13 protein-coding genes are annotated in these 17,959 nt (G+C 38.0%); 2 read left to right on the top strand and 11 right to left on the bottom strand.

Features of this window, described 5'->3' with window-relative positions; genetic code table 11:
* Positions 1-46: 46 nt before the first annotated feature.
* From KZP23_RS15085 to KZP23_RS15040, 10 genes are all read right to left on the bottom strand, one after another.
* The gene (locus KZP23_RS15085) at positions 47-2,764 is read right to left on the bottom strand and encodes a cation-translocating P-type ATPase (protein WP_226332618.1); all 2,718 of its coding nucleotides are present in this window, start codon (positions 2,762-2,764) and stop codon (positions 47-49) included.
* Positions 2,765-2,835: 71 nt separating this feature from the next.
* The gene (locus KZP23_RS15080; protein ID WP_226332617.1) at positions 2,836-3,663 is read right to left on the bottom strand and encodes a universal stress protein; all 828 of its coding nucleotides are present in this window, start codon (positions 3,661-3,663) and stop codon (positions 2,836-2,838) included.
* 594 nt (positions 3,664-4,257) lie between these two features.
* A complete protein-coding gene (locus KZP23_RS15075; protein WP_226332616.1) occupies positions 4,258-5,715 on the bottom strand; it encodes a sulfatase family protein in 1,458 nt (485 codons plus the stop codon).
* 250 nt (positions 5,716-5,965) lie between these two features.
* On the bottom strand, positions 5,966-6,649 hold the full coding sequence (locus tag KZP23_RS15070; RefSeq protein ID WP_226332615.1) for a RagB/SusD family nutrient uptake outer membrane protein: 684 nt from the start codon (positions 6,647-6,649) through the stop codon (positions 5,966-5,968).
* Positions 6,618-7,628 (bottom strand): RagB/SusD family nutrient uptake outer membrane protein, encoded by a 1,011-nt coding sequence (locus tag KZP23_RS15065; RefSeq protein WP_226332614.1) that lies wholly within the window; start codon positions 7,626-7,628, stop codon positions 6,618-6,620. Before KZP23_RS15065 ends, KZP23_RS15070 begins: the two co-directional genes overlap by 32 nt.
* A gap of 11 nt (positions 7,629-7,639) precedes the next feature.
* Positions 7,640-11,020, bottom strand: coding sequence for a SusC/RagA family TonB-linked outer membrane protein (locus KZP23_RS15060; RefSeq protein ID WP_226332613.1), 3,381 nt, complete (start codon positions 11,018-11,020; stop codon positions 7,640-7,642).
* Between the two features lie 103 nt (positions 11,021-11,123).
* Positions 11,124-12,146 carry a FecR family protein gene (locus tag KZP23_RS15055; protein ID WP_226332612.1) on the bottom strand — a complete coding sequence of 341 codons (1,023 nt, stop codon included), beginning with the start codon at positions 12,144-12,146 and terminating at the stop codon, positions 11,124-11,126.
* A gap of 261 nt (positions 12,147-12,407) precedes the next feature.
* On the bottom strand, positions 12,408-12,869 hold the full coding sequence (tnpA, locus tag KZP23_RS15050; protein WP_226332611.1) for an IS200/IS605 family transposase: 462 nt from the start codon (positions 12,867-12,869) through the stop codon (positions 12,408-12,410).
* A 46-nt stretch (positions 12,870-12,915) separates the two neighbouring features.
* Complete coding sequence (locus tag KZP23_RS15045; RefSeq protein ID WP_226332610.1) at positions 12,916-13,503, bottom strand: RNA polymerase sigma-70 factor; 588 nt, start codon at positions 13,501-13,503, stop codon at positions 12,916-12,918.
* The gene (locus tag KZP23_RS15040; protein WP_226332547.1) at positions 13,445-14,362 is read right to left on the bottom strand and encodes an IS1595 family transposase; all 918 of its coding nucleotides are present in this window, start codon (positions 14,360-14,362) and stop codon (positions 13,445-13,447) included. Before KZP23_RS15040 ends, KZP23_RS15045 begins: the two co-directional genes overlap by 59 nt.
* Positions 14,363-14,829: 467 nt before the next feature.
* On the opposite strand from KZP23_RS15040, the gene KZP23_RS15035 reads away from it, so the two are divergent.
* Both KZP23_RS15035 and KZP23_RS15030 read left to right on the top strand, forming a co-directional pair.
* Positions 14,830-15,273, top strand: coding sequence for a hypothetical protein (locus KZP23_RS15035; protein WP_226332609.1), 444 nt, complete (start codon positions 14,830-14,832; stop codon positions 15,271-15,273).
* A 174-nt stretch (positions 15,274-15,447) separates the two neighbouring features.
* Positions 15,448-15,906, top strand: a complete 459-nt coding sequence (locus KZP23_RS15030; protein WP_226332608.1) for a rhodanese-like domain-containing protein — start codon at positions 15,448-15,450, stop codon at positions 15,904-15,906.
* A gap of 7 nt (positions 15,907-15,913) precedes the next feature.
* Here KZP23_RS15030 and KZP23_RS15025 read toward each other — a convergent pair whose 3' ends face one another.
* Entirely contained in the window at positions 15,914-17,758 is a 1,845-nt protein-coding gene (locus KZP23_RS15025; protein WP_226332607.1) for an alkaline phosphatase, read from the bottom strand.
* Positions 17,759-17,959 lie beyond the last annotated feature (201 nt).

Here is a 17,959-nt window from a genome sequence, read left to right as displayed (position 1 = left end):
AAAAGTACCACTGCGAGCACCCTTCAATTGATTGATCTTGTGCCGCTTAATGATATAAGCTACCAATTTTATTGCTTGGATAGCGTTTCCTAAATAGTTTGTATAATTCTCCAACCCAAAGTACGGATGATGAAATCAAAATCAAGCCCAAAAATTCAAGGAAGCCTAAATGAACAAAATCGAATATTCTTTGGAAAAATGGAATTTCAATAATCAACACTTCAACTGCCAAAGACAATATAAAACTTAAATGCACCCATCGATTACTAAAAAAACCAATACTAAAAACAGATCTATCGAGCGATCTCATATTGAACAGGTTAAATAACTGGGTAGTGGACATGGTTACAAATACCGCTGTCCGGACTTTTTCTATGCCTTCATTCATATTCCAAAAATAAATCAATATACACAGTCCCACCATGATAATTGACATCATCAATAGAAATGGGAGCACTTTCTGGTTAAGGATATTTTCATCTTTAGAAATCGGATTTTTTTTCAATTCATCCCCATGGCCTTTTTCGGCGGCCAATGCCAAGTCACCAAATCCATCTGTCACCAAATTGAGCCAAAGAATCTGGATAGCGGTCAAGGGTAAGGGATAGCCTAATAAGATCAAAATAACCATGGTCACTACCTCTGCAAAATTGGTCGTTACCAAAAAGAAGCTGGTATTGCGGGCATTATTAAAGACTATTCTTCCCTCTTCTATCGCACTGACAATCGTACTAAAATTATCATCTACCAAGACCATTTTTGAGGCTTCCCTGGCCACATCGGTTCCCATGATGCCCATAGAAACACCCACATCGGCCTTTTTGAGAGCTGGAGCATCGTTAACCCCATCCCCGGTCATTGCGATCAGTTCCCCTGAATCCTGAAGGCTTTGGGCTATTTTCAGTTTCATCAATGGGCTGAGTCGCGCAAAAACATTCACTTCCTGTATTACCTTTTGAAAATCTCCTTCATCCAATTTTTCCAACTCAGTTTCTGATAAGGCCAAGGTTTCTCCTCCCCTTTGGTCTGTGATCCCCGCAGCCCTTGCAATGGCTGTAGCTGTATTAATATGATCACCTGTGGCCATCACCACCCTTATTCCCGCTGCTTTACATTTTTGGATAGCCTCATGAACCCCAGGCCTAAGTGGGTCTACTATTCCAACGATCCCAACAAATATCAGCTCATCCAATACTTCGGGATTTAGCGCTGTAAACTGGGCTACCTGCCCTTTATACGCGACACCGATTACCCTCATAGCTTCACTGGACCAAATATTGATCTTTTGGTTGATGGAGTTTTTCTCCTCAGTACCGAGATCATCTATGCCTTCACTGCGTAAAACACTATTGGATAATGCTACAATTTTTTCTGCTGCCCCGACTACAAAAAGCTCATTGGACGCATCTACCTCACATAGACTTGCTCTCAACTTATTACTTGAGTTGAAAGGAAAATCCTTAAGTTGCCTGATTGAACCAAATTCATTGGTATCCAGCATCCCGGATTTTTTTGCCAATACCAATAAAGCTCCTTCTGTAGGATCACCTATAATCTCCTCCGCATCTCTTGATCCATTTTCTTTGAAAGCGGCGTTATTACAAATTGCTACTACCTGAATCAGCTTTTTTAGTTGTTGATTGGACATATTACCAGCTCCTTGACTCGAGGTTAAACGCCCTCCTTTAGAAGTCCACCCATCTCCTTCCACCATAAACTCCTCTTGCCCAATCATATATATTTTTCTAGCCGTTAAGGTATTTTGGGTCAAAGTACCAGTTTTGTCCGTGATGATCGATGTTACAGCCCCTAGGGTTTCCACTGAACTTATTTCCCTTATGATGGCATTTCTTTTGACCATCCTATGCGAACCAATGGCCAAAACAATGGAAAGTACAGCCGGTAAGCCTTCAGGTACAGCAGAAACCATCATGGCCAGTGAAACCATCGCTAGATCTCCCAACTCAAAATCACTAAAAAAATAACCTACAAAAAAGAGAAACAGGGTGCCTCCGATTGCTAACATGGCCATTTGGCTGGCCAGCTTATCTGTCTTTTTCTGGAAATTGGTTTTTTCTACTTTTATCTCAGAGATCGTCTGGGCGATTTTCCCCAACTCAGTTTTACTCCCTATTTCAGTTACAACCCCCATTCCAAAACCTGCAGACACAAATGTCCCCTTCCAAAGCATATTATTTCTATCGGGGAGAACAGTACCAGCAGGCAATACACCAATGACTTTCTCCACAGGTATGGACTCCCCAGTCAAAGCTGATTCATTTACCCTTAAACTATTGGATTCAATTATCCGAGCATCCGCCGCAATACTCCCCCCCTCCTCCAAAATCAAAATATCCCCCGGAACCAATTCCCTTGAGGGGATTATTGAAGTCTGACCATGCCTAATTACCCTGGCCTGTGGTACTAACATTTCCCTGAGGGAATGCACCGCTCTTTCAGCCCTGAACTCCTGTACAAATCCAATCAGTGCATTCACCAGAACTACAAATAAAATCACATAGGTATCTATACTATGGCCTGTTAAATAAGATATGGCCGCTGCGATAAGCAAAATAATGACCAGCCAACTTTTAAACTGCTTGAAAAATAAACCTATCAATGAAATCCTTTTCCCTTGAGCAAATTCATTCCAACCATAGATTGCTCTTCGATTTGAAATTTCTTCTTCGGACAGGCCTGAGTACTGGGAGCTGTTCAGTTCCTTTAAAACTTCATCGGTCGAAAGTTGGTGATAATATTTCATATCAGCATTTGCTGTTTATTCCTAAGCAAAATACTGATTTTATCCATTCCATTTTATCACATAATGATCTATCATCCAGCATGTAGACTTAAAACAGGAAGCGCTGTTTTAAATAACACCGTGTCGGTAACGCCTATCTGATAGCTACTGTTTTCTCCCTTATGATCTGAAACAATCGTAATCCAACCTATATTTCTAGACTTACAAAAGTCCACTATTCCATTTTCGACTTGGGGATGATTATATATATGCTGATGTACGGTAAATCCATTGAATTTTTGGGCCAATTCCTCCAATAAAATTTCTGTTTTACTATCTGCCATAAAGTGTTCCGGTGTGTTGATATACAGCAGGTGGAGCGAAGGATGAAAACCATCGAAAAGAGGGATCAACTTATCCAGATTCTCATCAAGTTGGCTATTCAAAGAGGTAGTGATGGCCATTTTCCTCCAAGAATTACCGTCAAGTGCATGCTTCACGGCCAAAACAGGACAAGAGGCTTTCCTGATGACTTTTTGGATATTAGAACCTATAAATTTCTCTCCTTCAGTACCCCTACCATATGCACCGATCACAATCAATTCAATTTCCTCTTTTTGGGCCAATGACAAGATTTCCTCAAAAGGCACTCCTACCTTAATGACTATATCAACAGGAACTTTTCCTATATGATGGCCTTGTACAAAAGCCTCCAATTTTTCTTTTGCCTCCACTTCTTGGTCAATGATATCCTTATATTTGGTCTTTTCATCCGTCGAAAGTTTATCCCATTCCAACATGGTGTTGACCACATTCACCAAACTTAGCCGGGCATCCAGTTTTTCGGCTATTTTTAAAGCACTTAAAAAGGCATTTTCTGAATATTTAGAGAAATCAACAGGAACAAGTATCTTTTTCATGATTATTAGGCATATAATTAGACATTCAAGCCTTAAAAAGTTGATTGAAACTACTATTCTTCATCAACCTTTTTGCTTTAATAATTGCTAATATCAAAAAGTTATGAGAGAGAAAAAATGACCAATTTTGACATTATTGATGACCTTTATCATGCTGCTTCAGTAATGTCTAATTAACAAACGCGTAAATCGGCCTACTAAATATTGATTTCTTATGTCCAGAATTCTTATAAAAAAAATTCCCGGAAATACTCCCGGGAAATTTAACCTTTTCAAACCCTAATTATAACCTATTAAACGATTCTATAACAGCAAATTAGGCAATTTATTAGGACATTTACACTAATTTATTTACCTAAAACCAATACTAAATTTGCCTAAAGCAAAAAAGTGATCAAAATTTGCGCAAATCTATTATCTCTACAAGCTTCACATTAGCCCTTCACCTTATTTTTGATTTGCACTTGGTCGATACTCATAAGATCGCTTGAGTTTTTTATGTATTACTTTCATCATATAAATCCTTTGACATAAGTAAACTTTGAGTCTCAAAAATTAAGATTTCATCTTCGATTAATAACTCAGTAAGCAAAATTAACTGGAAATATTCTCATTGAGTTTGTCCATCAACTCCTTAATTTTTTCAGGCATCTTACTGGATAAATTATTCTTTTCATTAGGATCTTCTTTGATATTATATAGTTCAAAATCCCAAGATCCATCCTTATTGGATCTATGCGGAATTATTTTCCAATCACCATCTGTTAAAGCAAAGCCTCCCGAATAAGTATGATGAACCATTTCCGTCCTTTTAGCAGGCGCTCTTTCATTTTTCAATGAGGATAAAAAACTTATACCGTCACCATTAGGATCCTCAGTACCTAAAACTTCTGATAAGGTAGCATATATATCCATTAAGCTTATCATTCCATTGTTTTGGGTACTTGGTTTAACTTCACTAGGCCATCTTACAATAAAAGGCACCCTATGTCCTCCTTCATTCAAGGAAGCCTTGAAACCTTTTAAATCCCCACAGGAATTATGCCCGTAATTTTTACCATCATCACTGGTCGGAGTTGCACCATTGTCGCTCGAAACAATCAGTATCGTATTCTCAGCAATTCCTAATTCTTCTAACTTTTCCATAATTTGTCCTACTGACCAATCAAACTCATAAACCATATCTCCTCTTTCTCCTGCCTGACTTTTGCCTTTGGCAAAATCAGCAGGGGTACAAGGTCTATGAGGAGCAACTGTTGGAAGGTATAAGAAAAAGGGCTTCCCTAGTGCTGTATTTTCTTCAATAAATTGAAGTGATTTTTCTGTAAGTGTAGGACCTATCTCCGTATCATCCCAGCCTTCAACCATCCAGCCTTCATGTACTTCACTAGCCGAAATCCCTTCTTTGGACGGCTGTCCCTTTTCTCTCCATATTGTAGGCAAACCATAGGTATACCGATTTTCTATAAAAACATGAGGTTCCATATTGTGGCCTCCTCCTGATCCAAAAAAATAGTCAAAACCTAAATCATTTGGCCCACCGTATGAAGGGTTCATAAAATTCACATCACGCGTACCTTTCAATCCTTGTTCATGCCAATCTTTAGCTTGAACATATCCAAATCCCTGATTTTTAAGGAAATTTATTCCTAGATGCCATTTTCCAACCACCGCCGTAGCGTAACCCTGATCTTTAAGCATATCGGCAATGGTCACCTCTGATTTATCGATCAAAGGGTCATTATAGGTGGACCAAAGCACCTCCCGCTTCAAATTTGACCTCCATGCATATTTACCGGTAATAAAACTATACCGTGAAGGGGTGCAAACCGATGAGGCTGTATGAGCATTCATAAACATCATTCCTTCACTTGCCAAACGGTTCATGTTTGGCGTAGGTATTTTAGAATCACTATTATAGCATTGGGGGTCTCCATACCCCATATCATCAGCCATAATAAAGATAACATTGGGTTTTGACTGCTTTTCCTTTTGCGAAAAAGCGTTTATTGAAATCCCAAGAAGCAAAAAGAACAACAAACTTTTTTTCATGTGTAAATTAAAATGATTTTGAAATTTATGGTATTAGTTTAATTAAGAACCTTTTTAAAGACTGTAATATCTTTTTACTAAAACATTTGGAATCATCTATTCCTTGATAATATTCAACAACCCTATCTACTTGCGAACAACAAAAATATGTATAAACCCACTTCTTTATATAAAAGGAGATTCATACATATTTGGACCTTTCATTCTGTAATTAAAAGGCCAGCCTTAATAGTTGGCTGACCTCTTTCCATCAATATCCTGGATTTTGTTCCAGTACTGCTTCAGTGTTACGCTCTATTTCACTTTGAGGAATCGGCCACCTGTTGTGCTTTTCCGAAACGCCATGATTTGCATATTTCCCATTATGCATCGGGTCTCTTTCTTTTACTTTTTCTGCTAGTTTTCCCAAACGCATTAGAGTCAAGAGTCTAGGTGTCTCAAAATGCAACTCTCTTGCCCGTTCATCCAATATATAATCTATATCAACATCCGAAGGTAATACTGGTTCCGCATTTGACCTAGCTCTAATGATGTTAATGTCATTTGCAGCATTTGCCATATCTCCCTTTCCTAGATATGCTTCCGCCCTTAAAAGATAAGTTTCAGCCAGTCGAAATATATAATGATCTCTGTAAGTGAAAGCAGCGCCTCCTGAGACGAGCCCAGTAGATTTATCAAGTATTACTTCATCTGGAAAATTATTAATGGGGGTCGTTTTGGCAAATATGGCGGACCACCACCTACTTAAGGCATTAGGAAAAGAGTTTATTGCACCACTTTCAACAATATTTTGTCCATAGTATTTTGAATCTGGATTATCAGCTTTTATATCCCTTATAATATTATTTGTAGAGTTTCGCACATCATTTTGACTTGAAGACCATACTTCATGTAAAAGATAATCAGTTGCACCCCCCCCCACCATCTCCTCCATTTTGGGAAGTTGGTCCAATAAATAAGGACTTGCCATCTTCATCTTTTAATAAAGGGTAATTGGGAACATATACCCATGTTAGACGATAATCTTGTCCTCCACCTTCTACCAAATATTCATATTGCTTGACCCAGATACTTTCTGTATTTCCACTACTCTTTCGATTTTGATTGCCTCTTCTAAACAAATCCCAATAAACATCTCCTTCCTCATTTTGTCGAGTACCAAATCGTGTTTTCATCAAGGCATAATTGGGATCATCTATTACAGCAGTCGCTTTCTCAATAGCTTTATCATATTCGCCTTTGGAGATATACACTTCTGCTAATAAATGTCTAACTGCAGCCTTCGTTAATCGCCCATCCTCTTCCAATTCGGTCACGTTAGGCAAATTCTCTTCAGCGAAGAGCAAATCACTAACTACCAAGTCCCAAATTTCTTGTTCTGAAGCTCGAACAAAGTCTCTCTTTGGGGCCCGAATTTCCTCAGTAACCAGCGGGACTCCTTTAAACAAAATATTTAAGAAGCGATAATTATAGGCCCTGAAAAACATGGCTTCTGCCTTTAATGCATTTCTAGATGCTTCCGAAGAAAACTGGGTATTCTCACCTTCTATCCTGTTAATAATTACATTGGCATCATAAATATTTGAATAAAATCTTTGCCAATAAGTACTAACCATAGTTGCTTCAGGAATCAATTTATCTTCATAAGAATTGAGCTGATGAGTAACTGAAATGGCGTCATATGCAATATCAGACGTATAAAAAAACGCGTTCCCTAAATACGGGGGCCAAAAGGTGTAAAAAGGCTCTACTTTCTCATACAGTCTTGCTACAGCAGCATTAAACTGATCCTCAGTATTATAAGAATTATTCGCTGAATAAAAATCAAAAGTCTCTTCAGCAAGCCAATCAGATTCATTACATGAAACAGTAACCATCAAGATCAAAGCAAATATATATAGTGTTTTTTTCATAGCTTCTGGAATTAAATATCAAGATTAAGGCCTAGGGTATAGCTTGTCATAACAGGGCGTCCCGGCACAAAACCAACACCTGTTTCAGGATCCCAACCGTCCCACTTCGTAAAAGTGAAAAGATTTTTGCCACTCAAAAAGAGCTTCAAATTTTTCACTCCAATTCTTTCTAAGATAGATTTGTCAAAGGTATAAGACAACGAAACGTCCTGAACCCTAATAAAATTTCGTTGTTGGTGAGGTCCTGCATACTGTCCCAATTGAGAATAGGTATCTGGTCTTCTAAATTTCGCATTAGGATTTTCTGGCATCCAATAATCCCAAGCTCCCTTTGGCGGGTTGGAATAAACTAATTGATCAAGTTTATGCCATGGATTGGTTCCAAAACTTAGATTTGCTTGATAATAATTCTTTCCTCCTTGGATGGAATTAATGAATACATAGAGGTTAAAGTTTTTGTAAGTAAAATTATTTGTTAGCCCAACTCTATATGCAGGGTCTTGATAGCCCAAAATTTTCCGATCATCAGAGGCACTTATTTTTCCATCTCCATTCAAGTCTGCAAGTCGGTAAGTTCCAGGCAAAAACCCACTAGGAATATTACCAGCCTCTTGATCTGCTATTTGCCACATCCCTTCAATTTCATAATTATAATTAACACTTTGAGGCTGGCCTATAAACAATCCATTGGCCACTAAATCATCTTCCTTACCATCTCCATCATTATCGTTAGCACTTCCAAGGATAGAAACTATTTCATTCCTATTCCTTGAATAAACTAAACCGGCTTTCCATTTAAATTTTTCTTGGTTAAGAACGGTTGCATTTAGTCCCAATTCTACTCCCCAGTTATTTACTTTACCAATATTCGTAGCAATAGATGTAAATCCAGTAGCTACCGGCAACTGAACATTGTAAAGAATATCTCTAGTATTGTTATTGTAATATTCTATGTTACCATTGATTCTAGAGCCTATAATACCAAAGTCTATCCCCAAATTGAGACCTGTCGTAGTTTCCCACCCTAATTCATCATTTGCAAGGGTTGTAATCCACTGACCTTGTGTAGCTGAACCTCCATCACCAAAAACCACACTAGGATGTGAATCTACCGTTGACTGCGTCTGATACCTCCCAACACCTCTTCTTCCAGATTTACCATAAGAAGCTCTAAGCTTTAAATAATCTACAGTTGTGGAAAGTCCGCCAAAAAAATCTTCTTCACTAAGAACCCAGCCCAAAGCAACTGATGGAAACACCCCAACTTTATTTTGACTACCAAACCCTGAAAAACCATCTCTTCTTACTGTACCAGTAATCATATATTTGTTTTTAAAGCTATAAAACAATCTGCCCATCATATATAAGCTGGTCTCTTTTTCGTGCCCAGTAGAAATACCGTTCAATGTTGGATCTCCTGCCTGAAGTCTATCATAACCCAACAAATCATTTACAAAATTCTGGGCATTAGTATTAGTGTTAGACACATTTCTTTCCTCTACTCCATATAGGAATGTTGCATCCAACTTATGATCCTCTTCAAATGTCCTTTTATAGGAAACAATATTGTCAAATATCCAATCATAATCTTGGCTATGAAATTTAGAACCAGCTCCCGTATAGCTAGCACCCCAAGGATTAAAAGTAAATTGATCAGTCCTTCTATAGTTCTGGGAAAAATTAAGTCGATATGTTAATCCTTCTAAAAAAGGAAGGCTTACTTCGGCAAAAACTTTTCCAAACAGATTAAATCGCTTATCTGAATTATCTTGTTGAATTTGCAAAAACGGATTCAGGCCTCGGTTATCAGGGGTTAATGCATAATCCCCGTTCTCATCATAAACAGGAGCCCATGGATACATCACAAACGTATCTGATATATTCGGTGAAATTCCTGAATAATCACTGGTGGTTAAGAAAGACTCTAAACCTACACTAAGCCAATTATTTATCTTTCCCTTTAGATTTGCTCGATAATTATATTTTTTAAAAGCTTCATTTTCCATAAAACCTTTAACATCTGTAAATCCTCCTGATAGAAAATAGCTAACCCATTCATCTCCACCTCTAATACTTACATTTTGGTTGTTCGTACTTCCGTTATGGGTCAATGATCCCCACCAATCATTTTCTATTCCAGCAGAATAATTATCAGCAATGGCACCATTTCTAAAATATGGAGTTAAAGTAAAATCAGGATTGCTCTCTAAATAATCAGGCCCAATACGGCTACCATTGTCCCAAAAAACATCATGTAAAAACATATCGAGTTCTTCTCCTTCCATTGGTTCTAGTTTATTGGAAGGAATCTGTAAAGAATAACTAGCACTATAATTAATTACAGGCTTTTTCGACTCTCCTCCTTTTTTTGTTGTAATAAGTATTACACCATTAGAGGCTTGAGATCCATAGATAGCAGTTGAACTGATGTCTTTTAATACATCTATTGATTTTATATCAGCGGTATTGATATCAATAATATTACCTCTATATATCATTCCATCTACAACAATCAATGGTTGATTATCACCTTGGCTACTCGAAATCGTATTTTGCCCCCTTATCGAAAATGAGGGATTTTCTCCAGCTACATCTACAGCTCCAATATTTAGTCCAGGGACAGATCCTTGAAGCCCTTGAAAAGCGGATACATTTCCCATTTGAGTCAAATATTCTACGTTAGCTGAAACAACAGCTCCAGTTAAATCACTTTTCTTTTGTGTTCCATATCCAATTACTACTACTTCATCCATATTTTGGTAGTCTTCTTCCAAACTGACTTCCAGTATAGTTTGACTAGTAATTGAAATTTCCTGAGCCTTGTAACCCACAAAAGAAATGACCAATACAGCTCCTACATCAGGCACTTCAATCGAGAAGTTACCATCTATATCAGTAACGGTCCCCTTGGTAGAATTCTTTACTATTACCGTTGCGCCAGGAATGGGCTGCCCATCGGAATTCGAAAGGACTGTTCCACTTACAGTAAATTCCCTAATGGCATATTCAATTATTTTCTCCTCGGAAGAAGCCTTGCTTACGCTGATATTATTGTTAACCTGCTTAAATCTGAGTTTTTTCTCTCTGGCTATTTCGATCAAAACATCTTCAACGCTTTGCTTCTTCTTCACAAGGCTAATTCTTTCTGATAAAAACGGATCATCTTTATCATAGACAAACACAAAAGGGGTCTTCAATTCCAGTTCCCCAAATAGATCAACAAGCTTCTTGTTATCAAAGCCGACATTGACACTTACTTCTTTCATGCTTTTCACACTTTGGGCATTGGTATCCGTAGCCCATAACATGTTCACAAATAAAATCTGAGTGATTAGCCCAATTATAGAATAGGTAAATCCCATGAGCAATAGTTTTAGTACTCGTTTTTTCATACTTTTAAGTGGTTTATTGTTTAAAACATAGGCAATTAAACTTCTCTTTAACCGTATTGATTGGCGGATCAATACGGTTTCTTTTCTCTCATACGCAGATTTTTTAGTTAAATGTGATGATCAATTTCTTATCTTTTAATTCATATTGAAACCCTTTATTATAAGATACAGCATCAAGAATATTGGATAAATATTCATTCTTAAAAGTTCCTTTTAAATGCCAGGTTTGATTGGGTACGCCATGAATATCTACGCTTACCCCGTACCATCGACTGATTTCCTTTACAAATCCCGAAAGATCCACACCATTAAATATCAGCTCTCCATTTTTCCAATAAATCGCTTTATTAAATGTGTTTGGATCCTTTTCTCTGCTGAACTCACGAAATGCGTCAAGTGACTTGATATAAGTTAGCCCCTTTCCTGGACTCAAAAATAGTTCTTTATCTTGTCCCTCATTTTGATTGATGACCTTGACCGATCCCTCTAGCAAAGCCACACTCGACTGACCTTCTTCCTTAAATGCATGGACATTAAATGCTGTCCCTAACACTTGAATATCAAATTCATTTGTTTTGACAGTAAAAGGCCTTGTTTTGTCAGTAACAATCTCAAAAAATGCTTCGCCCTCTAAATTCACTAAACGACTTGAGTCCGAAAAATTCTCCGGAAAAGAAATTTTGCTGTCTGCATTCAGCCAAACTTTTGATCCATCAGGTAACTGAAATTGAGACTTTTGTCCTAAGGGGTTCATTTTATCAACCATAGCAACTGAAGTAGGCTGAACTACTACTTCTTGTTTACTAAAAAAAATAAGGGACAACACCAAAATAGTCACCAGTGATGCTACTAGTCCATAACTAATCCTTCTTATATTCCATCTTTTAGTTGATTCATTTGGAGCATCTCTCAAATACTTTTCCCAAATCTTACTTTTTTGATCCTCGTGGTTAATTAACTTATGGTCCTCAATGTCATCCTCCCAAAAAGACTGGAGTTTTTCGAATTCATACTGGTTTCTATGATCCTTTTTCAGCCATTCATGCACAGCCTTCTTTTCAGAAGCAGAAGCACTTCCTTGAAAAAATCTGATTAATAAAATTTCTATATCTTGGTTCTTATCCATGAAGTCACATTATCTCGATCAATAATAAAGACAACAGTTCTTCTAAAAACCCGTAATGATTATTTGACTTTTTTTACTTTTTCAAAAAAAATATTTCAATGATGGATATAATACCAAAAAATATCTCAGTCAGTATACCCTAAAACAATAAAGACAGAAACCGCTGATTTGAAACTGAAATCCTGCCCTTATATTCATCATAAAATTGCTGAAGGATAGCCCGTAAATAATCCTCGGGGCAAGCCCACGAGGCATTATTGGTCAATCGAATATTTTTAATTGATAATTGGTCTTCAGTTTTTTATATCCTTTTTCCAGCCCTTGACTCTTTACATAATTAGCGATCTTTTCCTCTGTTCCATGTTGGCCTACCGTATTGACAAAATATCCCTTACCCCAAAACTCCCCTCCCCAGAGCTGTTTTTTCACCTCTGGGCATTCTTTAAACACCTCTCGTGACACTAAACTCTTTATCTTTCTCACTATTTTGGTTATACTATACGTTGGAACCGATTGGATCAGAAAATGTACATGGTCAGCATCTGTACCGATTTCCAGAAATTTAATCTCATATCTTAGTTCTATCTGTTCACACGTCGATGTCAGAACTTTATCAACCTCTTTACTGAACACTACTCGTCTATATTTTGCTGAGCAAACTATATGGTACAGCAAAACTGATACATTATGACTCTTATGGATATACTTACTTTCTTGCGACATCGAGTCACAAGATAGTAAAACGAGGCTAGCCTCGGGGAATTTGACCCTAAGAGATTAAATCTGAAATGGCCAATTTTAAATGAACCTCAACAGTTCTTTCTGATATTTCCAATATCTCAGCCACCTCTTTATAAGACATATTTTCGTCCTTTACCATTTTAAAAACCAACCTTCTTTTTGGTGGCAAGTTTTCAATTACCCGATTAAGTTCCCTTCTTAAATCACTATTGATCATCCTCTTTTCAGGATCTGAAACATCCGGAATAAGATAATCTTGTATATCATCAATACTGATTTTTCCCTTTTCTTTTGAAGAAACCTTAAGCATATTCAGTGCCCGGTTTTTAACCATTTTGAAAAGATATCCTTCAAAATTTTGAATTTGGAGTAAGCCTTCTCTCTTCTGAAGTAGCTGCAAAATCACATCTGAAACCACCTCCTCTGCCATTTGATAATTTGGTAAAAACAATAAGGCTAAATTGATCAGTCTGGTATGGTAATGATCAAAAAAAGTCGCAAATGCTCGCTGATCATTGTCTTCAACAATCTTTCTTAAAATATTATGTGTATCCGTTTTACTGCACGTATGGGTAAGTGCCCGCAATAACGAGCCTTTCAAAGAGTCCTTTGCCAAAATATCTTCGGTTCAATCTGTAAACAAACTCATTTAAATAGTTCTGTAAATATTTATAAGTTATCATGTGATATACCCCCAACAGGGTTCTTTTAAGATTACTGATTGCTTTGTGTACCCATTTTAAGGTGTCGTTTACGGACTCCTTTCCCGATGGAACGGCCAAATGGGTGGCCACCACTTCCTCTATTTTCGAGTAGGCCGTGTTCTTGTCTGTAAACAGTACCACATCCCCTACGGTATTGGCCCGGATAAAGGCATTGACACTCTCGCAGTCCACTTTGTCCATGACCCTCATTTTGAAATAGCCACAGCGCTTTGTTTTCTGCCCGGAATCCAGGTCTTCCAAGGGTACCGATTCGGCCGCCACCGCTACTGCGGTCTGTTTCTGGCTGCCTTTTCCACGTTTAAGCTGACCCAAGATCTGGTTCTCCTGTACGGTTTCCATATAACACTCGTCATATTCAATCATGTCACTGAGGATATAAAGCTCATCTCGTTGTCCCATGGCTGACCGTATCCTGTGCATCAGACGGAAAGTGGTCTCATATCGGCTAAGCCCCAGTTGCCGCTGGAGCTCAAGGCAGGAAAACCCTTTCTTGGTCGCCGACATAAACAGCATGGCCAATAGCCAGATACGGAGCGGAAGCTTGCTGTTTTCCATTACCGTCCCTGATTTAAGAGAAGAACGTCTCCGACAACTGCTGCATTCGAAAAACCTGCCGTTGGCAAACCAATAGTGTCGGGTTATCTTCTCACAGTTTTTGCACCGTATACCGCTTTTCTCACGGTATTTCTTGATGTATTGTTCACAACTTTCCTCATCTGGGAAATGGCCCGTAAATTCTATAAGGTTCATAGCTTTTCTTGTTTTTATGCAAGAAAACAACTATCCTGATACCTTGAAATTTAATGACACGTATTGTCATATTTTATTACGTGCACTCTTACGGATACACATATAAAATATTGTTTAACTTAATTGGATTCATATATCTAGCAATAAATGCTTTTTACAAGCAAGTGGATTATTATGGGCAGGAATACGACTTTCTCTTTGTTGGCAGCCATCTTTATCAAATTTAGCACAAAAGACCTAAAAAACAAGAATCCAGCCTTTTTGAACATTAAAAAACTATTTTTTAGAATAATATGATCCAATATTAAACAAAACACCGTATTTGTCTGTTCATAGATTAGTCACCAATACCAAATCATCAATTACAAATTCTCATTTTAACAATTGATTTAGAAAAAATAGTTTATCATCACCCTATCCCCTTACAGCTATTCCTCTTTGGCAAAAAAAGTATCCCTTTAATCTATATGAAGCATCAGCCCAAAAAGCCGAGAGATCAAGGCCTATTGAAACAACTGCTTTACAATTTCCAGTCAAAATATCAAAGGAGCCCTACTTCCTTTGAATCCTTGGAAATTGCTGAATTGGCAAAATTGCTCTCCAGTCCTAAACAAGCCATAATTGAAGTCAAAATCACCCATTTTGAGCTTGTTAGGTCAGTTATGGATTCCTCAGTCCTTGAATATGGATTATCTGACCTTGATACAAAAATCATAAAATGGGCGGGAATCTATTTCTTGCAGAACCAATATATTTTTATACAGGTCGAGGATCCAGACCAAAAGCCATCCCTTAACATACAAGTTTTAGGAAATGACAGTAGTGCTGTTCCTCTTTTGATACAGCACAAAATAGCTCAGGAATTTTGGCAAGAGTTTGAGTGGCTTTATCATCATACAATTGAAAATTAAGCTATATCATAAATATTACTGCTATCAATCCACCTACTTATCCATTAAAAAAATTTACCTTGTGAACATTAAGCTTTCCTTCACTCCCCTGAAAATTCTGGTCTTTTGTTTCCAAAACAAAGTAAAAAAGCCATCTTGCAATAAAAACATACTTCTAGCTTACTCATTTATCCCATGATGAATAATCTTCCAAAGATCCAAAAATTCCTTCTAAGCAAGCTACCTTTCTTATTCTTGGCCATTTTGATCACGGTAGCATTCCAACAAAAGGAGCCTTGGACAGCCAAGCAAATGTTACCACCTGCTGAACTTGTTCAAAAATTAAAACTTCCCAAAGACAAACAACCCCTTATCATCAGCATCGGCCCCCAAGCGGTCATAAAGAACTCCGTGGATATAGGTGCGGGACAAAACCCCAAGAACATTACTCAACTTAAAGCCTTGGTCAGTAAATTACCTAAGGACAAAGAAATCGTTCTTTATTGTGGTTGCTGCCCACTGACCAAATGTCCCAATGTAAGACCTGCTTTCTCCACCTTGAACGAAATGGGCTTCAAAAACCATCAACTATTGGCCTTACTGACCAATATCAAGGTGGACTGGATCGATAAAGATTATCCCGTAAAGCAATAAATTAAATCTAATTACTGCTATTTACCTGCTGATGGCTATGGACCAATTCCATAATCCTCTTAAAAATATCGGTATTCTCATAAACACCGGTAAATGCGGATGCATGGGCACCATAAGCAAATAAAGGCACCATAATGCCGGTGTGGTCATGCGTACTAAATTCCAACTCAACTTCCCTTTCTGCTATATTTCCCTGAGGTAAAGTCACTCCCCCCGTTTCATGGTCCGCAGTGATCAATACCAAAGTTCCAGGATGGTCATCAGCATATTTTAGCACCTCACCTATCGCTAAATCAAAATCTACTTCCTCTTCCACCACCATTCCAGCGTCATTGATATGGCCTCCTGAATCTATCATGGCCCCTTCGATCAGCAAAAAGAATGGAGCCTGCTTATTATCCAAAAAGCTCAAAGCATTTCTTGTCGCTTCTAACAAGTAGTCCTCTCTACCTTTATTAACTGTTGGCAGGCCCTGATTACTCGCAAAATAACCGATCCTTTCAGCTCCTGAATGTGCAATTTCCCTGATTGATTTGGCCATTGAAAAACCTGATGTTTCCAAAGATTGGATTAAATCCCTTCCATTGGTCACAAAATCATTTTTACCAGCTCCAATAAATAAGCTCAATGGGCTGTTAGCGAGGTCCTCTGCGATACCAAGGGTCATTCCCCTGTCCATTCTATGTGCATAAAAAGAAGATGGAGTAGCGCCTGTCACATGATCAGTAGTGACAATACCACTGTTAAAATTATATTCTTTAAGGATTTCCGGAAGATTTTTAAGTGGTGTTTCATTTACAGAAAAGCCAATGGCCCTGTTATTCACTTTTTCACCCGTGGCCAGCGCTGTGGCTCCAGCGGCCGAATCAGTCGTAAAATCATCAGCTGATTGGGTCTTGACCAAGGCGATATGCTTTAATTGGCTCAGATTCAAAACCCCTCCATTGGCATATACACCTGCAGATATATGCGCCAAACCATTGCCGTCGCCGACCATCATTATAATTTGCTCTATAGGTACTTCCTGTCCATCCACTAGGTATTCGGGCTGGTAAACCGCATGCGGATATTTTGTGATAACTAGGTTTTTATCCAATTTGCTTAGGTACTCGTAAGCCTTATTGGGCTGGTCGGTATTGATATAATCAATGCCTAAATCAAAAAAAGCTTTCCATGCTGTTTTGCTATCCGGCGCCCCCCAAAACCTAATGGGGCGATTGGCATCATGGACAGTTTTGATCAATTCTTTCAACACTTTTTCCTCTTCAGCTACCAATCTGCCCTTTCCATTCCAAACGGAATATTTACTATAGGGCAAACTTACCAAGGCTATTTTATCCCATGGTAAACGCTTGGACAAATCAGTATCCTGATAATCAAACCGTATCAAATCTGAATAATTTTTATAGTCATTTATATCAGGCCTGCTGCCGGAGACCACCACTTGAACACCAGATTTAGCTCCATCCGAAAGAATATCTCTATAATCTTCAAGCACCTTTTCCAATACTTCCATGGTGGCATAAGCTTCTGTTTTGATGTCCACCAAAAGTTGAAAATCCATGGATAGTGGAAGCCCCAAATCTTTTGCCTTTCTGATCGGTGCTAGGTAAAGACTCTCCAATGTTTGGCCGGGCTTTATACTCTCTCTTTCATGGGCTACCATCAATTCTCCATTGACCAACAATACATCCGCTTCTATAGAGGCACAATGACTGGCAAAAGCCGTCCAGAAAGGCACATTTTGTTTGTAATCATTATGAGAATGAAGCTTAAAAAGCTCCTTTTCCTGCGCCAGCAAACTCAATGACAATAAAAAGTAAAAAAAGGTGAAAATAATCCTGATTTTCATATGGGAATAATTTGTGGAATTTTTAGTCAATTATTTTTGAAATCTATTAAACCCGAAATATGCATTAGCTTATCTATTACGGACTGAAAATGCTTTAAAATCAGACGCTTTGCTGCTGTTTTCGACTTCACCATAGCGGTGCTATGCCTCAGTCTCCAAACAGCCTGATTTTCTTGCATTTTTAGTCCTCACTACGATTGC

Origin of the sequence: Echinicola marina (genome assembly GCF_020463795.1) — a bacterium.
GTDB lineage: Bacteria > Bacteroidota > Bacteroidia > Cytophagales > Cyclobacteriaceae > Echinicola > Echinicola marina.
The sequence above is the reverse complement of the archived record's forward strand: the minus strand, read 5'-3'. Positions and strand labels throughout refer to the sequence as shown.